This window comes from Stenotrophomonas sp. FR010 (genome assembly GCF_047520755.2).
GTDB lineage: Bacteria > Pseudomonadota > Gammaproteobacteria > Xanthomonadales > Xanthomonadaceae > Stenotrophomonas > Stenotrophomonas sepilia.
Genome location: NZ_JAXBQT020000025.1, coordinates 34,435 through 52,445, shown reverse-complemented (window position 1 = coordinate 52,445; position 18,011 = coordinate 34,435). Strand labels below are relative to the sequence as shown.

Genomic DNA, 18,011 nt, shown 5'->3' with positions numbered 1-18,011 from the left:
ATGGGCAGTGCGTTGGCGCGGCTGCAGGCCGGGGGTTTCAGCATCGGCATCGAAGCACCGCTGGACAATGACTGGACGCCGCTGGGCGAACAGGCGCGCCGCGCCGCGCGACGCCTGCCCGGCGAACCGGACCTGCAGCGCCATGCGGAGCTGGCACGGCTGGCCGACCGCCTCGGCTTCCGTGCGCTGTGGGTACGCGACGTGCCGGTGTACGACCCGGCCTTGGGCGATGCGGCGCAGGTGTTCGAGGTGTTCAGTTACCTCGGCTACCTGGCCGGCATCACCGAGCACATCCTGCTGGGCACCGGTGCGGTGGTGCTGCCGATCCGCGAGCCGTTGCTGACCCTGAAGTCGGCGCGTAGCGTGCAGCGGCTCAGCGGCGACCGCCTGCTGCTGGGCGTGGCCAGTGGCGACCGCCCGGTGGAGTACCCGCTGTTCGGCCGCGACTTCGACAGCCGTGGCAGCCGCTTCCGCGAGCAGATCGCACTGTTGCGCGAAGGCGCCGCCGCGCACCTGCCGCAGGGCCTGGATGTGCTGCCCGCGGATGGCCCGGCCCTGCCGCTGTTCGTGGCCGGCCTGGCCCAGCAGCAACCGGCGTGGATCGGCCAGCACATGGACGGCTGCCTGGCCTACCCGGGCACGCCACAGGACCATGCGCAACGTGTAGCGGCCTGGCGCGCCGTGGCCGGCAACAAGCCCTATGCGAGCTTCATCCACCTGGACCTGGTGGCCGATGGCAATGCCCCCCTGCAGCGCTGGCGCTTCGGCCTGCGCGGCGGCCGCAACGCCCTGCTGGCCGAGCTGCGCGCCATGCACGCGGCCGGTGTCGACCACGTCGGCCTGCAGTTCCGCCGTAACGAACGGCCCCTGGCCGAAACCTTCCACGAAATCGCCGAGTACGTGCTGCCGCACTTCCCGGCCCCATGCCCGCGCCGCCGCGACGGCCTGACAGCTACCGGAGCTTTGCCATGAAGATGAAGACCCTGGCCGCGCTTGCGCTGGCCCCCCTGCCGCTGTCCTTCCAGGCCACCGCCGAGGATTGGCATCCCTCTGCCTACGGCGCCAACGACGAGATTGGCGCGGCCAACCTGCTGACCGCGGACGTGGTCAAGCACGCGGTCTCGCTGGTCAGGACCGGCAAGACCTATCCGCTGGCGGTGCCGGTGGACAAGAACCTGCCCGCGTTCCGCCACCGCAGCTTCCGCCTGTACAACGTGCAGGTCGGCCAGCAGGCCGGCACCTCGCTGGGCCCCAACAAGTTCACCTTCAACGATGAACTGGTGAACGCCTGGACCGGCGTCGGTACCCAGCTCAACGGCATCGGCCATATCGGCATCGACAACGTCTACTACAACGGCAACAGGGCCGCCGACTTCGTCACCGTGGACGGCGTGCGCAAGCTCGGCGTCGAGAAGGTGCCGCCGATGGTCACCCGCGGCGTGGTGCTGGACATGACCGAGTACTACGGCAAGGCGATCGTGCCCGGCGGCACCGAGTTCACCGTGGCCGACATCCAGGCCGTGCTGAAGAAGCAGGGCCTGAGCCTTCGCAAGGGCGACGTGGTGCTGTTCAACACCGGCTGGCTGGAACTGATCGGCAAGGACGACACGCAATTCCTGCAAGTGGAACCGGGTATCGGCATGGAGGCCGCGAAGTGGCTGGCCGACCAGGGCATCGTCGCCTTCGGTGGCGACACCTGGGCCTCGGAGGTCTACCCGAACCCGAACGGTGCCGAGGAATTTCCGGTCAACCAGTACATGCTGGCCAAGCGCGGCATCTACAACCTGGAGCTGATCGACAGCCGTGCCCTGGTGCGCGACAAGGCCTGGGAATTCCTGTTCGTACTCGGCCAGCCGCTGTACGTCGGCTCGACCCAGGTCAACATCAACCCGGTGGCGATTCGATGAACGCTGCCACCGACCTGCCCGTGTTCGCCGGCCGCCGTTTCCGCGTCTGCTATGACGGCCTGGCGGCCGACAATGCCTATAGCGCCGATGGTCGCCACGTGCAGTACGTCATCGTCTCCGGCGCCTATGCCGGCGCACGTGGCGAAGCCGCCTGCGAGTGGCAACAGATCAGCGACGGGATCTATGCCATTTCGTGGCAGGAAGCCGACGGCGCCACGGTGGTGCATGTCGACGACTTCGTGGGTGGGCGTTCGCTGGCCTGGTTCACCGCCCCCGAAGGGGGTTTCCATCGCATGCAGGGGCCGCTGCACGCGCTGTGATGCCGGCCAGCGGCCGGCACTACCCAAGCAATACCCCACTCTGTTTGACCGGGCCCGGTAGTGCCGGCCGCTGGCCGGCAACTTCGGCCTGGTCGAACACGCCAGCCACCCAGTCGATGAACACCCGCAACCGCGGCGACGGCGTGCGGTTGCGCGGGTAGACCAGGCTCAACGGGCTTGGCGTCGGCGGCGCGTCCGGCAACAGCTCCACCAGCTGCCCGCGCGCGATGTACGGGTCCATCCGGTAGCGCGGCGCCTGGATGATGCCCAGGCCGGCCAGCGCGGCACCGAGGAACGCCTCCGCGCCGGACACACGCACCCGCGCCGGCAGCGGCAGGTAACGCACCTGCCCGCGCTGCTGGAACTCCAGGGGAATCAGCTGGCCGGTGGCGCTGGAGCGATAGCCAACCATTTCATGCCCGTCCAGCAGTGACTCGATGCTGCCTGGGACGCCCTTGGCCTGCAGGTAGCCCGGCGCGGCCACCGTCACCTCGCGCAGCATCGTCAACCGGCGCGCCGCCAGATCGCTGTCGGCCAGCGTCCCCACCCGCAACGCCGCATCCACGCCTTCGCGCAGCAGATCGACATAGCGGTCGCCTTCGCTGACGTCCAGTTCGATCTCCGGGTAGCGCTGCAGGAATTCCGGCAGGCGCGGAAACAGCAGGTGCCGGCCCAGCGTGCCGTGCACTTCAATGCGCAACGGGCCGCGTGGCGGCGCGTCACGGAACGCAGCTTCGGCATCGTCCATGTCGGCGATCAGGCGCAGGCAACGGCCGTAGAAGGTTTCGCCTTCCAGCGTCGGCACCACCACCCGCGTGCTCCGGTTCAGCAGGCGCACGCCCAGCCGCTGTTCGAGCGCCTTGATCGCGTCGGTCACCGTGGCCCGCGGCAGGCCGAGGTCCTCGGAGGCGCGGGTAAAGCTGCGGCGCTCGACGATACGGACGAAGGCGCGCATGGCCGTGAAGCGGTCCATTGTTCGGCTATCCGGATGATGTTGGCGGATTATGCAGGATTATCCGAACGGGCAATGGCGCGAAGATGGCCCTGCGCCACTCCGGCGTGCCCACTGGAAACCACCATGACCCCCTCCCCCGTCCGCTCTGTCGCCCTGGTTACCGGCGGCTCCCGTGGCATCGGCGCCGCCATTTCCCGCCGGCTCGCCGCCGGCGGCCACGCGGTCGCGATCAACTATGCGGGCCGCCGCGGCGACGCCGAAGCCTTGGTGGCCGAACTCAACGCAGCCGGCGCGCAGGCCATCGGATTGCAGGCCGATGTCGCCGATCCGCAGGCGGTGCGGCAGCTGTTCGACGCCATCGAAGTCCGCTTCGGCGGGATCGACGTGGTGGTCAACAGCGCGGGCGTACTGCAGCTGGCACCATTGGCCGACACCGACGATGCCTTGTTCGAGCGGCTGATCGGCATCAACCTCAAGGGCGCCTTCAATGTGCTGCGCGAAAGTGCGCGCCGGGTGCGCGACGGTGGCCGCATCATCACCCTGTCCACCAGCGTGGTCGGCACCCGGCTGGAGAACTACAGCGTGTACGCCGCCAGCAAGGCAGCGGTGGAGACGATGGGCGCAATCCTCAGCAAGGAGCTGCGCGGGCGCGACATCACCGTGAACGCCGTGGCGCCGGGCCCGACCGCTACCGACCTGTTCCTGGACGGCAAGTCACCGGAACTGATCGAGCGGCTGGCGAAGATGAGCCCTCTGGAGCGGCTGGGTACGCCAGAGGACATCGCCGGTGCGGTGGCCTTCCTGGCCGGTGCCGATGGCGGATGGATCAACGGCCAGGTGCTGCGCGCCAATGGCGGGATGGTGTAGGTCGCGCGGACGGCATCCACGCATGGCGCGGATCGCACCTGCGTGTGACGCGCGAATTCGGTAGAGCCGAGCCCACGCTCGGCTGCTCTTCGCGCAAAGGCCGGAAGCAGCCGAGCGTGGGCTCGGCTCTACAGCAGGGTCAGGCGATACGCGCCTCACGGCGGTGATGCACCCAGTAGTACGGCGTGGGTAACACCAGCAGGGTCAGCAGCATCGCCGACAGCATGCCGCCGATCACCACCACCGCCAGCGGCTTCTGGGTTTCGGCACCGATCGCGTGCGAGGTGGCCATCAGCAGCAAGCCGAACATCGCCAACAGTTCGGTCATCAGCACCGTGCGCAGGCGCTGCAGTGAGCCCTGCACCACCGACGGCAGCAGATCCATGCGCACAGGAGGGCGGCCAACACGGCCACAGGGCAAGGGGAGAAATTCATGCGCGTCACGGTAAGGTGACGCACTTGCGTCAATCTTGCCCCAACCTTGCACGAAGCCTGCAATGCGAATCCTGCTGATCGAAGACAACGCCGCCCTGGCCGATGGCCTGATCCGTGCCCTGCAGGGCGCGGGTCATCTGTGCGACCACCTCTCGCGCGGACTGCATGCACCCGCCGCACTGGCCAGTGCACCGTATGACGTAATGGTGCTCGACCTTTCATTGCCCGACGTCGATGGCCTCGACCTGCTCTCGCGCCTGCGCAACGACGGTGTGACCCTGCCGGTGCTGATCCTGACGGCACGCGATGGCGTGGAGGACCGCATTCTCGGCCTCGACCGGGGTGGCGATGATTACCTGGCCAAGCCATTCGCACTGGGTGAGCTGGAAGCGCGCCTGCGTGCGCTGTCACGTCGCCGCAGCGACGCGCCTGCGCAGAAGCGATTGGGTCGCCTGTGCTTCGACAGCATCCGCAATGAAGTGCAGGTGGACGGCCAGCGCATCGAACTGACCGCGCGTGAGCTGTCGCTGGTCGAGGCACTGATGAAGCATCCCGGCCGCACCGTCGCCAAGCAGCGCCTGTTCGACGCGCTGTACAGCTGGGACCACGAGGCCAGCCTGTCGGTGATCGAAGTGCATGTCAGCCGCCTGCGCCGCAAGCTGGAACAGGCGCGTGCCGGCGTCGGCATCCGCATGCTGCGTGGGCTTGGATACCGCTTGGAGGCCGTGGGTGACTGAGCGCGTGCACAGCCTGCGTAGCCTGCTGCTGCGCCGCCTGTGGCTGCCGCTGCTGGTGCTGCTGCTGTGCAGCGCGGTAGGTTCCTTCGCGCTGGCCCGTTTCTACGCCGGCCAGGTCTATGACCGCTGGCTGCTGGACTCGGCGATGTCGCTGTCCGAGCTGGTGACGGTGCAGGAGGGTCATGCCTCGATCGAGATCACGCCCGCGGTGTCACGTATGTTCAGCTGGGACACCGCCGACGAAGTGCATGGCGAAGTGGTCGATGCTGCGGGTGCACGCTTGTATGGCGACCTGGCCGAAGCCCTGCCCCGCCCGACCACCGCCGCTTCAAGCGACGACGCGGTTTATTACGATGCGCGCCTACGCGGGCAGCCGGTGCGCATGGTCGAAGTCGTGGTCGGCGCCGGGCCCGGCCACGATATCCGGCTGCGCGTGGCCGAGACGCTGCGCAAGCGCCACCGGCTGGAGCGCAAGCTGCTGCTGACCAGCATTCCGTTCCAGGCCGCGATCCTCGCCCTCGCGGCCTGGCTGGCCTGGTCCGGGACCGGCGCTGCCGCACGCCATGCCAACCTGGTCGCGCGGAAGCTGGCCAGTCCGCGGCCGGACCCGCTGGCACCCCTGGAGCCCGCGAAGGAAGCGCCACGCGAACTGTGGCCGGCGGTAGAAGCCTATAACGCGCTGCTGCACCGGTTGGATGCGATGCAGGCCGCGCAACGGCGCTTCGTCAGCAATGCCGCACACCAGCTGCGCACCCCCTTGGCGGCAATGCACGTGGAACTGGAAAGTTCACTGCGCCAGCATGATCCACAGGCGCAGCAGCTGGCGCTGTCGGGCACGCTGGCCGGGCTGGCGCGGCTGCAGCACCTGGTCAATCAGCTGCTGATGCTCAGCCGTTCCGAAGATCCCCATGGCAGCGCGCTGCCGCTGCAGCCGCTCGACCTGGCCACGCTGGCGCGTGGCGTGGTCGAGCGTTACACCGATCGTGCGTTGGCTGCGGGCGTGGACCTGGGTTACGACGGACCCGACGACGGCGTGCAGGTACAGGGTGATCCGCAGTTGCTGCGCGAGGCGCTGGGTAACCTGCTGGACAACGCGCTGCGCTACGGCGCCACGCCCGGAGTCATCACCCTCGGCCTTCGGCAGGGAACCGACGGCGTGCGGGTATGGGTGGACGATGACGGCACCGGCATCGCCGAAGCCGAGCGCGCGCGCGTCACAGAACGCTTCTACCGGGCCAGCAGCGAGGGCGACGGCTGCGGGCTTGGCCTGGCGATCGTGGCCGAGATCGCGCAGCGGCATGGTGCGATGTTGAAGATCGAAACGGCGCCGCTCGGTGGCGCGCGGGTGGGGGTGCGGTTTCGCTGAGCTTTGTTGAGTTGCCCTTGTAGAGCCGAGCCCATGCTCGGCTGCTCCTGGCACGATGCCTGAGCCGAGCGTGGGCTCGGCTCTACAGGTTCCTGGTCACCCGTGAAGCGTGCCAACCAAGTTGGCACCTACCGGGTGCGCGTCATCGGCTCATCGAATACGGCGCCTGCGCGCCCTGCCCCGGCCAGCCCTTGTTCGGCTCGGCCTGCATGCTGAAGCGCAGTTCGCCACCGGCCAGGATCTCGTCGTGGCGCAGGAAGGTACGCTGCAGCGGCTTGCCGTTCAACGTCACGCTGCCCACGTACGTGTGCGCGTCATCCAGCCCCTCGGCCACGATGGTGAACGTCTTGCCGTTGGGCAGGCGCATCGCGGTCTTCGGCAGGAACGGACGGCCAAGAATGTACTCGCCCGAACCCGGTGCAACCGGGTAGAAGCCCAGCGCGGTGAACACATACCACGCCGACATCTGGCCGACGTCATCATTGCCGGCCAGGCCATCGGGGCGGTCGGCATACTGGGTATCCATGATCTGCTTCAGGCGCGCCTGCGTGCGCCACGGCTGGCCGGCATACGAATACAGGTAGGCCACGTGGTGGCTGGGCTCGTTGCCGTGCGCATACCAGCCGATCAGGCCGGTGATGTCTTCCATGTGCTCGAAGATCGATGGATCCACCTTGGCGTTGAACACCTCGTCCAGGCGCGCGAGCAGCTTGTCGCTGCCACCGTGCGCGGCCGCCAACCCGGCGACGTCCTGCGGCACGTACCACGAATACTGCCAGGCATTGCCTTCGGTGTAGTCGGTGCCGTAGCCGCTGGCGCTGGGGTCGAAGGGCGTGCGGAAACTGCCATCGCGCTTGCGTGCGCGCATGAAGCCGGTGTCCTTGTCGAAGGCATTGCGCCAGTTGCCTGCGCGCTTGTCGAAGGTCGCCGCGATATCGGCCTTGCCCATGGCCTGCGCCATGCGTGCGATGGTCCAGTCGTCGAAGGCGTATTCCAGCGTCTTGCTGGCTGCTTCGCCCTCCTCGTCGATCGGCACGTAGCCCAGCTCGCGGTACTGCGCGATGCCGTCATAGGGACCGTAATTGGCGGTCTCGACCATCGCCTTCAGCGCCTTGTCGGCGTCGAAGCCACGAATGCCCTTCACGTAGGCATCGGCGATCACCGGCACGGCGTGGTAGCCGATCATGCACCAGTCTTCCAGGCCATGGAACGACCATACCGGCAGCATGCCGTATGGGCTGTGCTCATGGTGGGCAAGCATGGAATTGACGAAGTCGCTGTTGCGCTTCTCCGGCTGCACCAGCGTCAGCAACGGGTGCAGCGCACGGTAGGTGTCCCACAGCGAGAACGTGGAATAGTTCGCGTAGCCCTCGGCCTTGTGCACGGCATTGTCCGGCCCGCGGTACTGGCCATCGGCATCCATGAACAGCGTCGGCCCCAGCAGGGTGTGGTACAGCGCGGTATAGGCACTGCGCCGCGCATGCTCGGGGGCGTCGATATCGAGTACCGACAGCGCCTGCGTCCACTCCTGCTTTGCCTGCGCACGCACGCGGTCGAAATCGAAGTCGGCCACTTCGGCGTCGAGGTTGGCGATGGCGCCGGCTTCACTGACCGGCGAGATCGCCACCTTCACCACCAGCGGTGCATCCAGCTTGCCGAATGCGAACGTACCGACCAGCTGTCGGCCTTCGATCTGGGCGCGCTGCGCGGGATCCTTCTCACCCGGCGGCGGGAAGCCCTTGTAGACGATGTCCTGCTCGGTGCTGTGCAGCTCGTGCCCGGCCAGCGGGCGCGAGAAACGCATCGCGAAATACAGCTGGCGGCCCGGCGCCCAGCCGCGCGTCTCGCGGAAGCCGGTCACCGTACCGTCGGCGCGCACCCGTACCCGCGACCACAGCACCTTGCCCGGGTAGTCATACATGCTGGTACGCATGTCCAGCAGCACCTTGGCGTCGGTGCCCTTGGGGAAGGCATAGCGGTGCACGCCCACGCGGGTACTGGTGGTCAGTTCGGCGCGTACCTTGTAGTCATCCAGGGTGACCGCGTAGTAGCCCGGCTCGGCCTTTTCATCGTCATGACGGAAGCGCGATGCATAGCCGCTGCGCGGCTTCTCCGGATCGCCGCGCTCCAGCCCGGGAGTGCCGGTGAACGGCATCAACAGGATGTCGCCCAGGTCCGAATGACCGGTGCCGGAGAAGTGCGTATGCGAGAAGCCGACGATGCTGCTGTCGTCGTAGCGGTAGCCTGCGGCCCAGCCATAGGCCTTTTCGCGCGGCTGGATGCGCGTGTCCGGGCTGAGCTGGACCATGCCGAACGGCACTGTGGCCCCCGGGTAGGTGTGGCCTTCGCCACCGGTGCCGATGAACGGGTCGACCGAGGCATAGGCGCGTTCGGCGGCGGATTTCGACGGGGCCGCCAAGGCGGTACCGGTGACAAGCATGGCGGTGGCAGCGAAGGCGATCAGGAGGCGACGGTCCAGCGTGGGCATCGGCATTTGGATCGATTCAGGTGGTAGACGGATCCTAGCACCGGGCCTGTCTTGTCGCATGCTGCAGTGCGGCCGCCGGAACCGGCACGATGATTTGCACGTAATTGCATGGCCGGACGACGAGTCGCCTCATAGCCTTGCGGTCTCCCGCCTCCCGATCGGTGCCGATACGCCAATGGATGTCCACACATGCACTTCTGAAAGACCGCGCCTTCGAAACGGGAGAAAGCGAGACGAACCATCAATTGGTATGCAGCGCCTCGATCTGCCCAGGATGGCACCGCAGCGCAAACGCCGCTGCCGGGATTGGAACCCCGCAATGAGCTACGAGATCTGCTTGCCGTGACTACGGCGGGCGATGCGCGGCGGCCGCATGGCCCTCCGGCTTTTCTCGTAGCTCAGCCGAAGTTCCAACCTCGCATCGCCCGCCACCCTTGCGGTGGCCTTCGCTTCCCAAGGAGTTCCCGCATGACCCAACGTCCGCTCAGCCCGGCCATGGAATCGCTGTTCCAGCGCATCGAACACGCCCTCAACAGTGCCGAAGGCATGGCCATCCTCATCGGCGAGCAGTACGGCCCCGAGCCGAAGCCACCCGCACCGATGGGCTACAACGCCAAAGAGATCGCCAATGCGATGGTCATGCTGAGCCAGCATGGGCGTTGCCTGCTGCAGAAGTTGCGCGCGGAAGCGGAAAAGGTGACCTATCACTAGACCGCAATGCAGCCAAGCCTGCTCGGCGCGGTTCGGGCCGCAGGCAGCGACTGCTGCCGTCAACCCGGCAATGCGCCCTGCAACGTAGCGAGGTCGGAGCTTTCGACCGGCCTCACCACCCGCGCCACTTCCTGGCCGTCATGCAGCAGCACCACGGTGGGCCACAGTTTTACCGTGAAGGCACGCCCCAGTGGCTTTCCCTTGCCATCTTCGATCTTCCAATGCACCAGATCATGGGCGTCCACAAACGCCTGGAGTGTGGGCTGCGCGGTCTGGCAATGGCCACACCAGGGTGCACCGAACTCGAGCAGCAGCCAGCCCGCCTGAGCTTCCACGTCCGCGTCGGCGGGCTCCGCCGCCGGGTAGTCACGCATGAACGGCATGGTCGTTACCCCGCCAAGGCCTTCTGGATGTCCTCCACCGGTGAATTGGTCAGGTCCTTGGCAATATCGCCCAGCAGGCGCGCCTGGACCTCCTTGTGCAGCAGCGGGCGGATACGGCCCAGCGTGGTCGGGTCTGCCACCAGTACCAGGTGTGCATAGCGATTATTCAAGGCATCTTCGTTGAGCTGCTCAGCCACCTGCTTGGCGAACGTCGCCTCGTTGAGCTGGGAAATGGACATGTCCTTCGGCACCGCACCGGCCGGCCCCTGACCTGAGATACCCTGCTCGCTGATGTCCTGCAGGCGCAGCTCACCTTCCTGCTTCAACGCAAGCTGATGTTCGCTGCCCACGTTGGTGAACACGCGGGCCGAACCACCATCGGCAACGACGATCAGGGTGCCTTCGGGAATGCGACGGGTCATGCGATGCTCCTTCTCGATTGCGTTCGGCACTACCGTAGACAGCACTGCGTGAGGGCTGCGGCCAAGGTTCGTTCAACGCGTGTCATCGCATGCATTGCGGATGAACAGGCGCAATGGAACACAGCGTGCAGATCAGCCCGCTTCTCCGCATGCTCACACCGATGCCGTTATCATGAACCGATGATCGACACGACCCACTACGTGACGGGCGCACCTGTTACGTGGGAAGCACTGCCGACCGGCGCTTCGCTTGCCACGATGGCTCCCGCCCTGCCCTTCCATCGCCTCGCGCTGGATCCCGGCGGATGACGCCCGCAGGCGCTCTGCCTGCATTCCCACGCTGACGTGACCGCTGGCCGCTGATTGCGCGGCTGCAGCGGTGTGTTTCCGCATGTCCACCGTTACTGCGGTGCGATTTCGTGCGCGTGGCGTCGTGCGTGCGCACATTCCCCCAGCCCCGATGCCCCCTGCGCCACCTGCGCCTGCATCGCCGTTTCCGTTTCTCGGGACACACCACACCGTCTATTCCGCACCGTATTTACTCAACAAGGAGTCCCCATGCAGGACACCCCCGATGCACACGCCCACTTTGGCTGGTTCAAGCGCCGCCGCCACCTGAAGGTCGATGAGATCACCGTCGTCGACAAGCCCATGCTCAAGCGCGCCGTTGGCGCCGCTGCACTGGGCAACGCGATGGAATGGTTCGATTTCGGTGTCTACGGCTATCTGGCGGTCACCATCGGCCAAGTCTTCTTCCCCTCCAGCAATCCCACCGCGCAGGTGATCGCCGCGTTCGCCACTTTCACCGTGGCGTTCCTGGTACGGCCGCTGGGCGGCCTGGTGTTTGGGCCGCTGGGTGATCGCTACGGTCGCCAGAAAGTGCTGGCGTTCACCATGATCCTGATGGCGCTGGGCACGTTTGCCATCGGCCTGATTCCCGCCTACGAGCGCATCGGCATCTGGGCGCCGGTGCTGTTGCTGCTGGCGCGCGTGGTGCAGGGTTTCTCCACCGGCGGCGAATATGGGGGCGCGGCGACCTTCATCGCCGAGTATTCCACCGACCGCAACCGCGGCCTGATGGGCAGCTGGCTGGAGTTCGGCACGCTGGGCGGCTACATCGCCGGCGCCGGTACCGTGACCGCGCTGCACATGCTGTTGAGCAGCGAGCAGATGCTGGACTGGGGCTGGCGCATTCCGTTCCTGGTGGCCGGCCCTCTGGGCCTGCTCGGCCTGTACATGCGCATGAAGCTGGAGGAAACCCCGGCGTTCCGCGCCTTCGCCGAGGAAGCCGAGAAGCGCGAACACGACCGGCCGGGGCTGCGCGCGCTGTTCAAGGTGCATGGCCGCCAGCTGCTGGTGTGCATGGGCCTGGTGCTGGTGTTCAACGTCACCGATTACATGCTGTTGACCTACATGCCCAGCTACCTCAGCGTCACCATGGGCTACGCCGAGAGCAAGGGCCTGCTGCTGATCATCATCGTGATGCTGGTGATGATGCCGTTGAACATCGTCGGCGGGTTGTTCAGTGACCGGCTGGGCCGCCGCCCGATGATCATCGGTGCCTGCATCGCGCTGCTGGTGCTGGCCATTCCGTGCCTGCTGCTGGTCGGCAGCGGCCATGACGGGCTGATCTTCCTCGGCCTGATGCTGCTGGGCCTGGCGCTGGTGTGCTTCACCAGTTCGATGCCGTCCACGCTGCCGGCGCTGTTCTACACACCGGTGCGCTACAGCGCGCTGTCGATCGCCTTCAATGTGTCGGTGTCGCTGTTCGGCGGCACCACGCCGCTGGTGACCGCGTGGCTGGTGGAACGCACCGGCGACCCGCTGGTGCCGGCCTATTACCTGATGGGCGCGGCGGTGATCGGGCTGCTGACCATGCTGTTCGTGAAGGAAACCGCCGGCCTGCCGCTGCGCGGCTCACCGCCGGCGGTCGGCTGCAGGAAGGAAGCCGCTGCGCTGCTGATGAGCGATGCACCGGTGACCGTGGACCCGACCCTGCCGCCGCTGCCGGATGTTGCCGAGACCGAGCAGGTGAAGCCTGCCTGAGATCGGGTGCAAAACGCGATCCACGCATGGCGTGGATCTGCGGCGCCACTGGCGCTACGTCTTGATGCGCGCCAGCTTTCCCGGCGTCCAACGCAGCGTCCAGGTGTAGTTCCCGTCCGGCGGACAGACGTGGCGATTTGGGCTCTTCCATTCGCAGACCGTCGCCCCGGCACTGACGGTGAAATCGACAATGATGCGATCACCCTGGATGCGGATGGCATGGATGGCGCCTGGAATCTGTTCGACCGCGTCGTCGCCATAGCCATACCTGCGGATGGCGGCATAGTCCTCTGCCTCCACCGGCGACAGGCTCTTCGGGTTCTCCTGGCCACGCGGATCGTTCGCTGTCAGCGCCGTCATCACCGCCACCACATTGCTCTGCGCGAAGCTGCCGCCGGTGTAGGTGGACGTGTAGAAATACACGACCTCGGCACGGCCATCGCCATCGAGATCGGCAACAGCGGTCCACACCGGACGGAACTCGGATTCAATGTCGTCGCCGGGAATCAGCCGCAGGTTCGCTTCGGCGGCCCGATAGGCCTGCACCAGGCTGGGTGGCGCAACCACCCGCTTGGATCCGGGCGCAGCCACCGCCGTCAAGCTGGACAGCGCCAGCGCAGCAAGCGCCAGGAAGATCGAAGTGGAGCGGAATATCGCGGGTCCGTGCATGTCATCCTCCTTGATGGTGCGGCCAGTCTAACCACAGCCAAGGCATCCACGCATGGCGTGGATCTAGCGCGGGCTGTTCAATTCCATCGCACGCATCACGATGGGCTTGGCCCAGCCGGGCGTGTGCAGCAGGTCGGCTACCGCAATGGGGTATTGCAGTTCGCCTGCAGCCATGGCCAGTACCGGCAGCGGCACCACGCAGCCCTGTGCGTCGGCCGGTGCGCTGTTGTCGTAGACGTGCAGCTCGGCCAGGTGTGGCAGCAGCTCCAGCAGGTTCGCGCGCGCGGAATCGAAACGCGCGCGGATCCTCTCCACCGGAATATCGTGGCCGCCAGCGGCCACCCGCGCCGAAACACGGGCGATGTGCAGCTCGACATCGGCCAGCCCACAGAACCAGATCGCCACCTGATGCCGTTCGCAGGCCTCACGCAGCAGGCGCGGAATGGTATTGCCGCCGAGTGTGGTCTCGAAGGCGAAGTCGGTGCCATCAGCCATGGCCTGGCGCAGGCGGCGGGTGCCTTCCTGCCATGCCTCGGCGTTGGCCTCCGGCAGCGGCCAGCCGGCGTCGACCAGGCGACGGGTGAACGAGTCCGGGTTGAACCAGCTCAGCCCTTCGGCGTCCAGCCAGGTGCCCAGCAGCGAACTCTTGCCGGCGCCATTGACGCCGGCCAGCGCCAGGATGCGTCCCATCGATCAGAGCGGGCGGCCGAGGGTGACCTTGCGGCCGCGCCGGATCGGCTGGCCCAGCACCTTGCCCAGCCCTTCCCCACGCTGCAGCCCGGCCAGGGTCTGGTCGAACTCGCTGCGCAGGCGCTGCAGTTCCTCGTTGCGCTCACCGGCATCACCGCCCGCAGCCTTGGCCAGCAGTTCCTGGTAGGTGCGGATGTCCACGATCACCGCTTCCGGGTGATTGTGGTTGGTGATGACCAGCGCCTGCTTCTCGCGCACGGTGCGCATCAGGCTCGGCCAGCCCCGGGTCTTCACCGATGAGGCCGGGGCCTTCTCGAGGCCAGGCAGATCCAGCGGCAGGGTCATCACACGGCTCCAGACGGGGTGGATAAGCGCCACTATACCCAATTTGGCCAAATTGGAGCTAAATACCCTTTTACCCAGGCAGCCCGGTGTCCGGGGCGTCGGTCTGCAGCAGGCTGTCGCGCTCGCGCAGCGGGAAGCGGATCCAGGCATCCAGGCCTTGCGGGGCAAAGCGCAGCTCGCCGCTGCCGGCCAGTTCATAGGGCACCCGCTGCTCGATCAGGACCCGGCCCAGGCCACGCTGGCGTGGCATCTCCCACCCCGCCACCTCGGCATGGCGCTCGCACCAGTGCAGGCCCAGCCACGGCTGCCCATCCTGCACCTGCAGGTGCCAGCAGACATCGATCCGGCCGTCCTCGTGGGCCAGCGCACCATACCGCAACGCATTGGTGGCCAGCTCATGGATGGCCAGCGACAGTACTTCGGCCGCCTTCGGTGGCAACAGCACATCCTCACCCTGCAGGTGATAGGCGGCGGCGGCCGGTGTCTGCGCCGCGATCTCCTCCTCGAGCATGCCGCGCAGGCAGACCCCTACATTGGCGCCACGGGTCAACAGGCTCTGCGTGCGCGCCAGTGACATCAGCCGCGCGCACAGGCGCTCGGCATACTCGTCCACGCTGCCGACCGATGCGCGGGTCCGCCAGGCAAGGGCATGGATGGTCGTCATGATGTTGCGCACGCGATGCTGCAGTTCGGCCAGCAGCACCGATTGGCGCTCGGTGGCACGCTTGAGGTCGTCGATGTCCACAGCGATCGCGAACACGCCACTCACCCCGCCATCGGCATCACGCAGCGGTGCGGCGGCGACACGCGTCCAGCGCGCGCGCCCATCGTCATGGATGAACTGGAACTCCAGGCCTGGGACCATCGTCTCCCCCCGCAGGGCGCGGGCGATGGCGAAATCGTGGGGTTCGATGCGCGAACCATCGGGATGCGTACCCTGCCACCGGTAGTGGTTGGGGCGATCCATGGAGGGCACCTTGCCGGTGGGAAGATAGGTCCGCATCTGGTCGTTGGACAGTTGCAGGTTGCCGTCGGCATCGACAATGCAGACACCCACCGGCAGCACCTTGAAGGCCAGCGCCAACCGGCGGTCGCTCTCACGGCGCTTCTGTTCCTCGCGTTCGCGGGCCGCCTGCGCAACGTGCGCGGCCGTCGTTTCGAACATGGTCACCAGCACGCCGTTGATGCACCCGTCCTCTCCACTTATGGGGCTGTAGGTGATGGTGAACCAGACATCCTCCAAGCGCCCCCGCCGCGCCAGCGGATAGAGCTTGTCCTCATAGGTGATGGTCTCGCCCTGCCACACACGCTGGTAGATCGGGCCGTTGATGTGCCAGACCTCGGGCCAGCACTCGCGCGTCGGCTGGCCCAGTCCGCCAGGATGCTTGTCAGCCAGGATCTCGGCATAGCCATCGTTGTAGAGCTGCACCAGCTGCTCGCCCCACAGCACGATCATCGGAAAGCCGTGCGCAAGCATCAGGTCGACGGTGGCGCGCAGGTGCGGCGGCCATTGCTCGATCGCACCCAGTGGCGTGCCTGACCAGTCGTGCCGGGCAATACGGGCGGCCATGCCGTCATGGCGCGCATGCGCCTGCAGCGACGGCGGGATGCCCGCCGGGCGCTCAACGGCCCGGAGGCCTTCGGTGTGGCGCGACATGCCGCGCAATCAGGCGATGCCCGCAGGGGCCTGCGGCGTCGCCACCAGTCCCGCCAGCTGCTGGACCAGGGCCTCGATGTGATAGGGCTTGGTGCAGCGTGGCGCATCCGCGAAGCGGCTGGGCAGGTTGTCATCGTAGCCAGAGGTCAGCATGAACGGCGTACCCGCTTCGGCCAACCGGTCGGCCAGCGGGTACACCTGTTCACCGCCCAGGTTGATGTCCAGCACGGCCACATCGATGGGGTTGTCATCCAGCAGCCGGCCGAGTGCCTGCAGGTCCCCGGCCGGCCCCACCACCTGCGCGCCCTTCAACTCCAGGTAGTCCACCAGGAACATCGCGATGGCGAATTCATCTTCCGCCACCAGTACTCTCAACCCTTTCAGGCCTTCTGGTTTGTTGCCCGCTTCCAGCACGACCGGCGCTCCTCGATACACGCGGCCCACCTCCGCCGCAACGGTCGTAGGATGCGCGAACCGGGCTACAAGGGCGCGTGATGATCGATGAAGATCGCAGCCGCGGCGCATTCACTCCGGCCTTGCAGCGGTGCGTTCAGAACGCACGCTCCCACTTCAGGCTGAGCAGGCTGCGGTCATGGCTGTACAGCCAACCGACGTTGCTGTCGATACGGGCGTAGCGCAGGCCCAGGCTGGGCACCAGCCCGCCCACCGCCAGCCGCTCGCTGCGCACGATGGCGATCAGGTTCTGTTCGTCGTCCTGCCTCCGCGCCTCCAGCAACGGACTCCAGGCATCATAGTCACGGTGACGCAACGACACGAACACCGTGGCCGTGGTGCCACTCCACTGGCGCGCCGCGCCCAGCCGCAGGCCGCGCTGGCGGTAGCCGTTGGCCGGGTCGGCAGCGCTGCTGTCGGTCAGGTCCATGCCCGCGAACAGGGTCCAGCGCGGATTGAGCGCGCGGAACCAGGTGGCATACAGCGCGGCCAGTTCGCCATCGTAGTTGTCAGCCAGGCCCGGCTGCCGGTAGCGCTGGCGCTTCCAGTCGGCCTCCAGCTTGAGCAGGCTGCGCCCGTCCAGGGCGTACTGCCACTCGCCGTGCACGCCGCTGCCGCCCTGCAGGGCGTGGTTGCCCAGCGCCTGGAAGTCATAGCTCGGCGCCAGCTGCAGGGTGTGCCGTGCACTGCGCCAGCTGTAACCGGCCTGCACGCTGGCGTTGACCTCGTTGTATGCACTGTACCCGCGCCATGCCTGACCGAAAGCGAGACCGCGCACGTAAAGTCCATGATGGCCGGCCCACGCCCAGCGCCGTTCCAGGTTGGCGTCGTAGTCCAGGCCGGTGGCGCGCTGCGCTTCGGGTAGCGTGCGTTCGATCAGGCAGGTGTCGCCGACGACGAACAGACAGGTGCGGCTGGCCGAACTGCGGTTGATGTTGTCGCTCCATGCAGGCCCGGCGGCGACCGCCGCCTTCCAGCGCCTGCGTGCCTGCAACGCGTCCAGATAGCTGTCCACGCGAGCGCGGACACCCGTAGTGGCCGGATCGTTGCTGTCGATACCGGCCTTGATTGCACCGAACAATGCCACCGCCTCGCGGTCGCGCTGGTCTTCGGCATAGACGCGCGCCAGTTCAAGGCGGGCGGGCAGGAAGTCCGGCTGCGCTGCCAGCAGCGCTTCGTACTCCCGTGCAGCGCGCGGATGGTCACCGGCCACGCGGGCCAACGCACCCTGCGCGTAGTGGCGCAGCAGCGGATCGTGCCCCGGAAGCTCGATGTATTCGGCCAGAAACGCCGCAGCGGCCGGCCACTGCTGGTGCTGCAATGACAGGTAGAGGGCCTGGCCGAGATCATCGACGGTGCGCTCAACCCGCACGGTCTGGCCGTCGATGGTGAGCGTCGGCCGTTGCGATTCGGCCTGCTGCAGGCGCTGCTGGTCCTGCTGCTGGTGGCGCAGTTCGCTGCCCTGTTCGAGCACGCGGCGCAGATCGTCCTGCTGGGCGCGCACGTCGGCGGCAACCAGCAGCAGGAACACAAGGAAAATGGGGTGGCGCATGGTCGATC

The 18,011-nt window shown here is 66.9% G+C and carries 18 protein-coding genes and 1 pseudogene; 8 read left to right on the top strand and 11 right to left on the bottom strand.

Annotation, left to right across the window (positions count from 1 at the left end):
• The 3 genes from ACM0PK_RS18580 to ACM0PK_RS18570 are packed head-to-tail and all read left to right on the top strand — an operon-like array spanning nucleotide 1 to nucleotide 2,227.
• The gene (locus ACM0PK_RS18580) at nucleotides 1-972 is read left to right on the top strand and encodes a TIGR03571 family LLM class oxidoreductase (protein ID WP_414607881.1); all 972 of its coding nucleotides are present in this window, start codon (nucleotides 1-3) and stop codon (nucleotides 970-972) included.
• The gene (locus ACM0PK_RS18575) at nucleotides 969-1,907 is read left to right on the top strand and encodes a cyclase family protein (protein ID WP_414607880.1); all 939 of its coding nucleotides are present in this window, start codon (nucleotides 969-971) and stop codon (nucleotides 1,905-1,907) included. Before ACM0PK_RS18580 ends, ACM0PK_RS18575 begins: the two co-directional genes overlap by 4 nt.
• Entirely contained in the window at nucleotides 1,904-2,227 is a 324-nt protein-coding gene (locus tag ACM0PK_RS18570; RefSeq protein ID WP_414607879.1) for a MoaF-related domain-containing protein, read from the top strand. The genes ACM0PK_RS18575 and ACM0PK_RS18570 overlap by 4 nt, the downstream gene beginning before the upstream one ends.
• 19 nt (nucleotides 2,228-2,246) lie before the next feature.
• Here ACM0PK_RS18570 and ACM0PK_RS18565 read toward each other — a convergent pair whose 3' ends face one another.
• Nucleotides 2,247-3,200: a LysR family transcriptional regulator gene (locus ACM0PK_RS18565; protein ID WP_414607878.1), complete on the bottom strand. Its 954-nt coding sequence runs from the start codon at nucleotides 3,198-3,200 to the stop codon at nucleotides 2,247-2,249.
• A gap of 105 nt (nucleotides 3,201-3,305) precedes the next feature.
• Between ACM0PK_RS18565 and ACM0PK_RS18560 the strand changes: the two genes are divergently transcribed.
• A complete protein-coding gene (locus ACM0PK_RS18560) occupies nucleotides 3,306-4,049 on the top strand; it encodes an SDR family oxidoreductase (RefSeq protein WP_414607877.1) in 744 nt (247 codons plus the stop codon).
• Nucleotides 4,050-4,188: 139 nt separating this feature from the next.
• On the opposite strand, the pseudogene ACM0PK_RS18555 reads toward ACM0PK_RS18560, so the two are convergent.
• A pseudogene (locus ACM0PK_RS18555) lies at nucleotides 4,189-4,434 on the bottom strand (efflux RND transporter permease subunit); the annotation flags it as partial.
• Between the two features lie 112 nt (nucleotides 4,435-4,546).
• Here ACM0PK_RS18555 and ACM0PK_RS18550 point away from each other — a divergent pair.
• Both ACM0PK_RS18550 and ACM0PK_RS18545 read left to right on the top strand, forming a co-directional pair.
• A complete protein-coding gene (locus ACM0PK_RS18550; RefSeq protein WP_414607876.1) occupies nucleotides 4,547-5,221 on the top strand; it encodes a response regulator in 675 nt (224 codons plus the stop codon).
• A complete protein-coding gene (locus ACM0PK_RS18545; RefSeq protein WP_414607875.1) occupies nucleotides 5,214-6,587 on the top strand; it encodes a sensor histidine kinase in 1,374 nt (457 codons plus the stop codon). Before ACM0PK_RS18550 ends, ACM0PK_RS18545 begins: the two co-directional genes overlap by 8 nt.
• A gap of 142 nt (nucleotides 6,588-6,729) precedes the next feature.
• On the opposite strand, the gene ACM0PK_RS18540 is transcribed toward ACM0PK_RS18545, so the two are convergent.
• Entirely contained in the window at nucleotides 6,730-9,081 is a 2,352-nt protein-coding gene (locus ACM0PK_RS18540) for a GH92 family glycosyl hydrolase (RefSeq protein WP_414607874.1), read from the bottom strand.
• 462 nt (nucleotides 9,082-9,543) lie between these two features.
• Between ACM0PK_RS18540 and ACM0PK_RS18535 the strand changes: the two genes are divergently transcribed.
• Nucleotides 9,544-9,786 carry a hypothetical protein gene (locus ACM0PK_RS18535; RefSeq protein ID WP_032962604.1) on the top strand — a complete coding sequence of 81 codons (243 nt, stop codon included), beginning with the start codon at nucleotides 9,544-9,546 and terminating at the stop codon, nucleotides 9,784-9,786.
• A 59-nt stretch (nucleotides 9,787-9,845) separates the two neighbouring features.
• Here ACM0PK_RS18535 and ACM0PK_RS18530 read toward each other — a convergent pair whose 3' ends face one another.
• Both ACM0PK_RS18530 and ACM0PK_RS18525 read right to left on the bottom strand, forming a co-directional pair.
• Nucleotides 9,846-10,169, bottom strand: a complete 324-nt coding sequence (locus ACM0PK_RS18530) for a thioredoxin family protein (RefSeq protein ID WP_180866964.1) — start codon at nucleotides 10,167-10,169, stop codon at nucleotides 9,846-9,848.
• Between the two features lie 5 nt (nucleotides 10,170-10,174).
• On the bottom strand, nucleotides 10,175-10,591 hold the full coding sequence (locus tag ACM0PK_RS18525) for a host attachment family protein (protein ID WP_134968715.1): 417 nt from the start codon (nucleotides 10,589-10,591) through the stop codon (nucleotides 10,175-10,177).
• Between the two features lie 558 nt (nucleotides 10,592-11,149).
• Here ACM0PK_RS18525 and proP point away from each other — a divergent pair.
• Nucleotides 11,150-12,637, top strand: coding sequence for a glycine betaine/L-proline transporter ProP (gene proP / locus ACM0PK_RS18520; RefSeq protein WP_414607873.1), 1,488 nt, complete (start codon nucleotides 11,150-11,152; stop codon nucleotides 12,635-12,637).
• Nucleotides 12,638-12,691: 54 nt separating this feature from the next.
• Here the strand turns inward: proP and ACM0PK_RS18515 are convergent, their stop codons facing one another.
• From ACM0PK_RS18515 to ACM0PK_RS18490, 6 genes are all read right to left on the bottom strand, one after another.
• A complete protein-coding gene (locus ACM0PK_RS18515; RefSeq protein ID WP_111200940.1) occupies nucleotides 12,692-13,306 on the bottom strand; it encodes a hypothetical protein in 615 nt (204 codons plus the stop codon).
• 63 nt (nucleotides 13,307-13,369) lie between these two features.
• Nucleotides 13,370-13,996 carry an ATPase gene (locus ACM0PK_RS18510; protein ID WP_134971057.1) on the bottom strand — a complete coding sequence of 209 codons (627 nt, stop codon included), beginning with the start codon at nucleotides 13,994-13,996 and terminating at the stop codon, nucleotides 13,370-13,372.
• Nucleotides 13,997-13,999: 3 nt separating this feature from the next.
• Entirely contained in the window at nucleotides 14,000-14,341 is a 342-nt protein-coding gene (locus ACM0PK_RS18505) for a type II toxin-antitoxin system prevent-host-death family antitoxin (RefSeq protein ID WP_014037381.1), read from the bottom strand.
• A gap of 70 nt (nucleotides 14,342-14,411) precedes the next feature.
• Nucleotides 14,412-15,998 (bottom strand): sensor histidine kinase, encoded by a 1,587-nt coding sequence (locus ACM0PK_RS18500; protein ID WP_414607872.1) that lies wholly within the window; start codon nucleotides 15,996-15,998, stop codon nucleotides 14,412-14,414.
• Between the two features lie 9 nt (nucleotides 15,999-16,007).
• Nucleotides 16,008-16,412, bottom strand: a complete 405-nt coding sequence (locus tag ACM0PK_RS18495; protein ID WP_414607885.1) for a response regulator — start codon at nucleotides 16,410-16,412, stop codon at nucleotides 16,008-16,010.
• Nucleotides 16,413-16,548: 136 nt separating this feature from the next.
• Nucleotides 16,549-18,003 carry a surface lipoprotein assembly modifier gene (locus tag ACM0PK_RS18490; RefSeq protein WP_414607871.1) on the bottom strand — a complete coding sequence of 485 codons (1,455 nt, stop codon included), beginning with the start codon at nucleotides 18,001-18,003 and terminating at the stop codon, nucleotides 16,549-16,551.
• Nucleotides 18,004-18,011: the final 8 nt, after the last annotated feature.

Excerpts from the sequence above, each read along its gene's own strand:
- ACM0PK_RS18580 (WP_414607881.1), top strand. The coding sequence starts at position 1 with ATGGGCAGTGCGTTGGCGCGGCTGCAGGCCGGGGGTTTCAGCATCGGC.
- ACM0PK_RS18575 (WP_414607880.1), top strand. The coding sequence starts at position 969 with ATGAAGATGAAGACCCTGGCCGCGCTTGCGCTGGCCCCCCTGCCGCTG.
- ACM0PK_RS18570 (WP_414607879.1), top strand. The coding sequence starts at position 1,904 with ATGAACGCTGCCACCGACCTGCCCGTGTTCGCCGGCCGCCGTTTCCGC.
- ACM0PK_RS18565 (WP_414607878.1), bottom strand. The coding sequence starts at position 3,200 with ATGGACCGCTTCACGGCCATGCGCGCCTTCGTCCGTATCGTCGAGCGC.
- ACM0PK_RS18560 (WP_414607877.1), top strand. The coding sequence starts at position 3,306 with ATGACCCCCTCCCCCGTCCGCTCTGTCGCCCTGGTTACCGGCGGCTCC.
- ACM0PK_RS18550 (WP_414607876.1), top strand. The coding sequence starts at position 4,547 with ATGCGAATCCTGCTGATCGAAGACAACGCCGCCCTGGCCGATGGCCTG.
- ACM0PK_RS18540 (WP_414607874.1), bottom strand. The coding sequence starts at position 9,081 with ATGCCGATGCCCACGCTGGACCGTCGCCTCCTGATCGCCTTCGCTGCC.
- ACM0PK_RS18535 (WP_032962604.1), top strand. The coding sequence starts at position 9,544 with ATGACCCAACGTCCGCTCAGCCCGGCCATGGAATCGCTGTTCCAGCGC.
- ACM0PK_RS18530 (WP_180866964.1), bottom strand. The coding sequence starts at position 10,169 with ATGCCGTTCATGCGTGACTACCCGGCGGCGGAGCCCGCCGACGCGGAC.
- ACM0PK_RS18525 (WP_134968715.1), bottom strand. The coding sequence starts at position 10,591 with ATGACCCGTCGCATTCCCGAAGGCACCCTGATCGTCGTTGCCGATGGT.
- proP (WP_414607873.1), top strand. The coding sequence starts at position 11,150 with ATGCAGGACACCCCCGATGCACACGCCCACTTTGGCTGGTTCAAGCGC.
- ACM0PK_RS18515 (WP_111200940.1), bottom strand. The coding sequence starts at position 13,306 with ATGCACGGACCCGCGATATTCCGCTCCACTTCGATCTTCCTGGCGCTT.
- ACM0PK_RS18510 (WP_134971057.1), bottom strand. The coding sequence starts at position 13,996 with ATGGGACGCATCCTGGCGCTGGCCGGCGTCAATGGCGCCGGCAAGAGT.
- ACM0PK_RS18505 (WP_014037381.1), bottom strand. The coding sequence starts at position 14,341 with ATGACCCTGCCGCTGGATCTGCCTGGCCTCGAGAAGGCCCCGGCCTCA.
- ACM0PK_RS18500 (WP_414607872.1), bottom strand. The coding sequence starts at position 15,998 with ATGTCGCGCCACACCGAAGGCCTCCGGGCCGTTGAGCGCCCGGCGGGC.
- ACM0PK_RS18490 (WP_414607871.1), bottom strand. The coding sequence starts at position 18,003 with ATGCGCCACCCCATTTTCCTTGTGTTCCTGCTGCTGGTTGCCGCCGAC.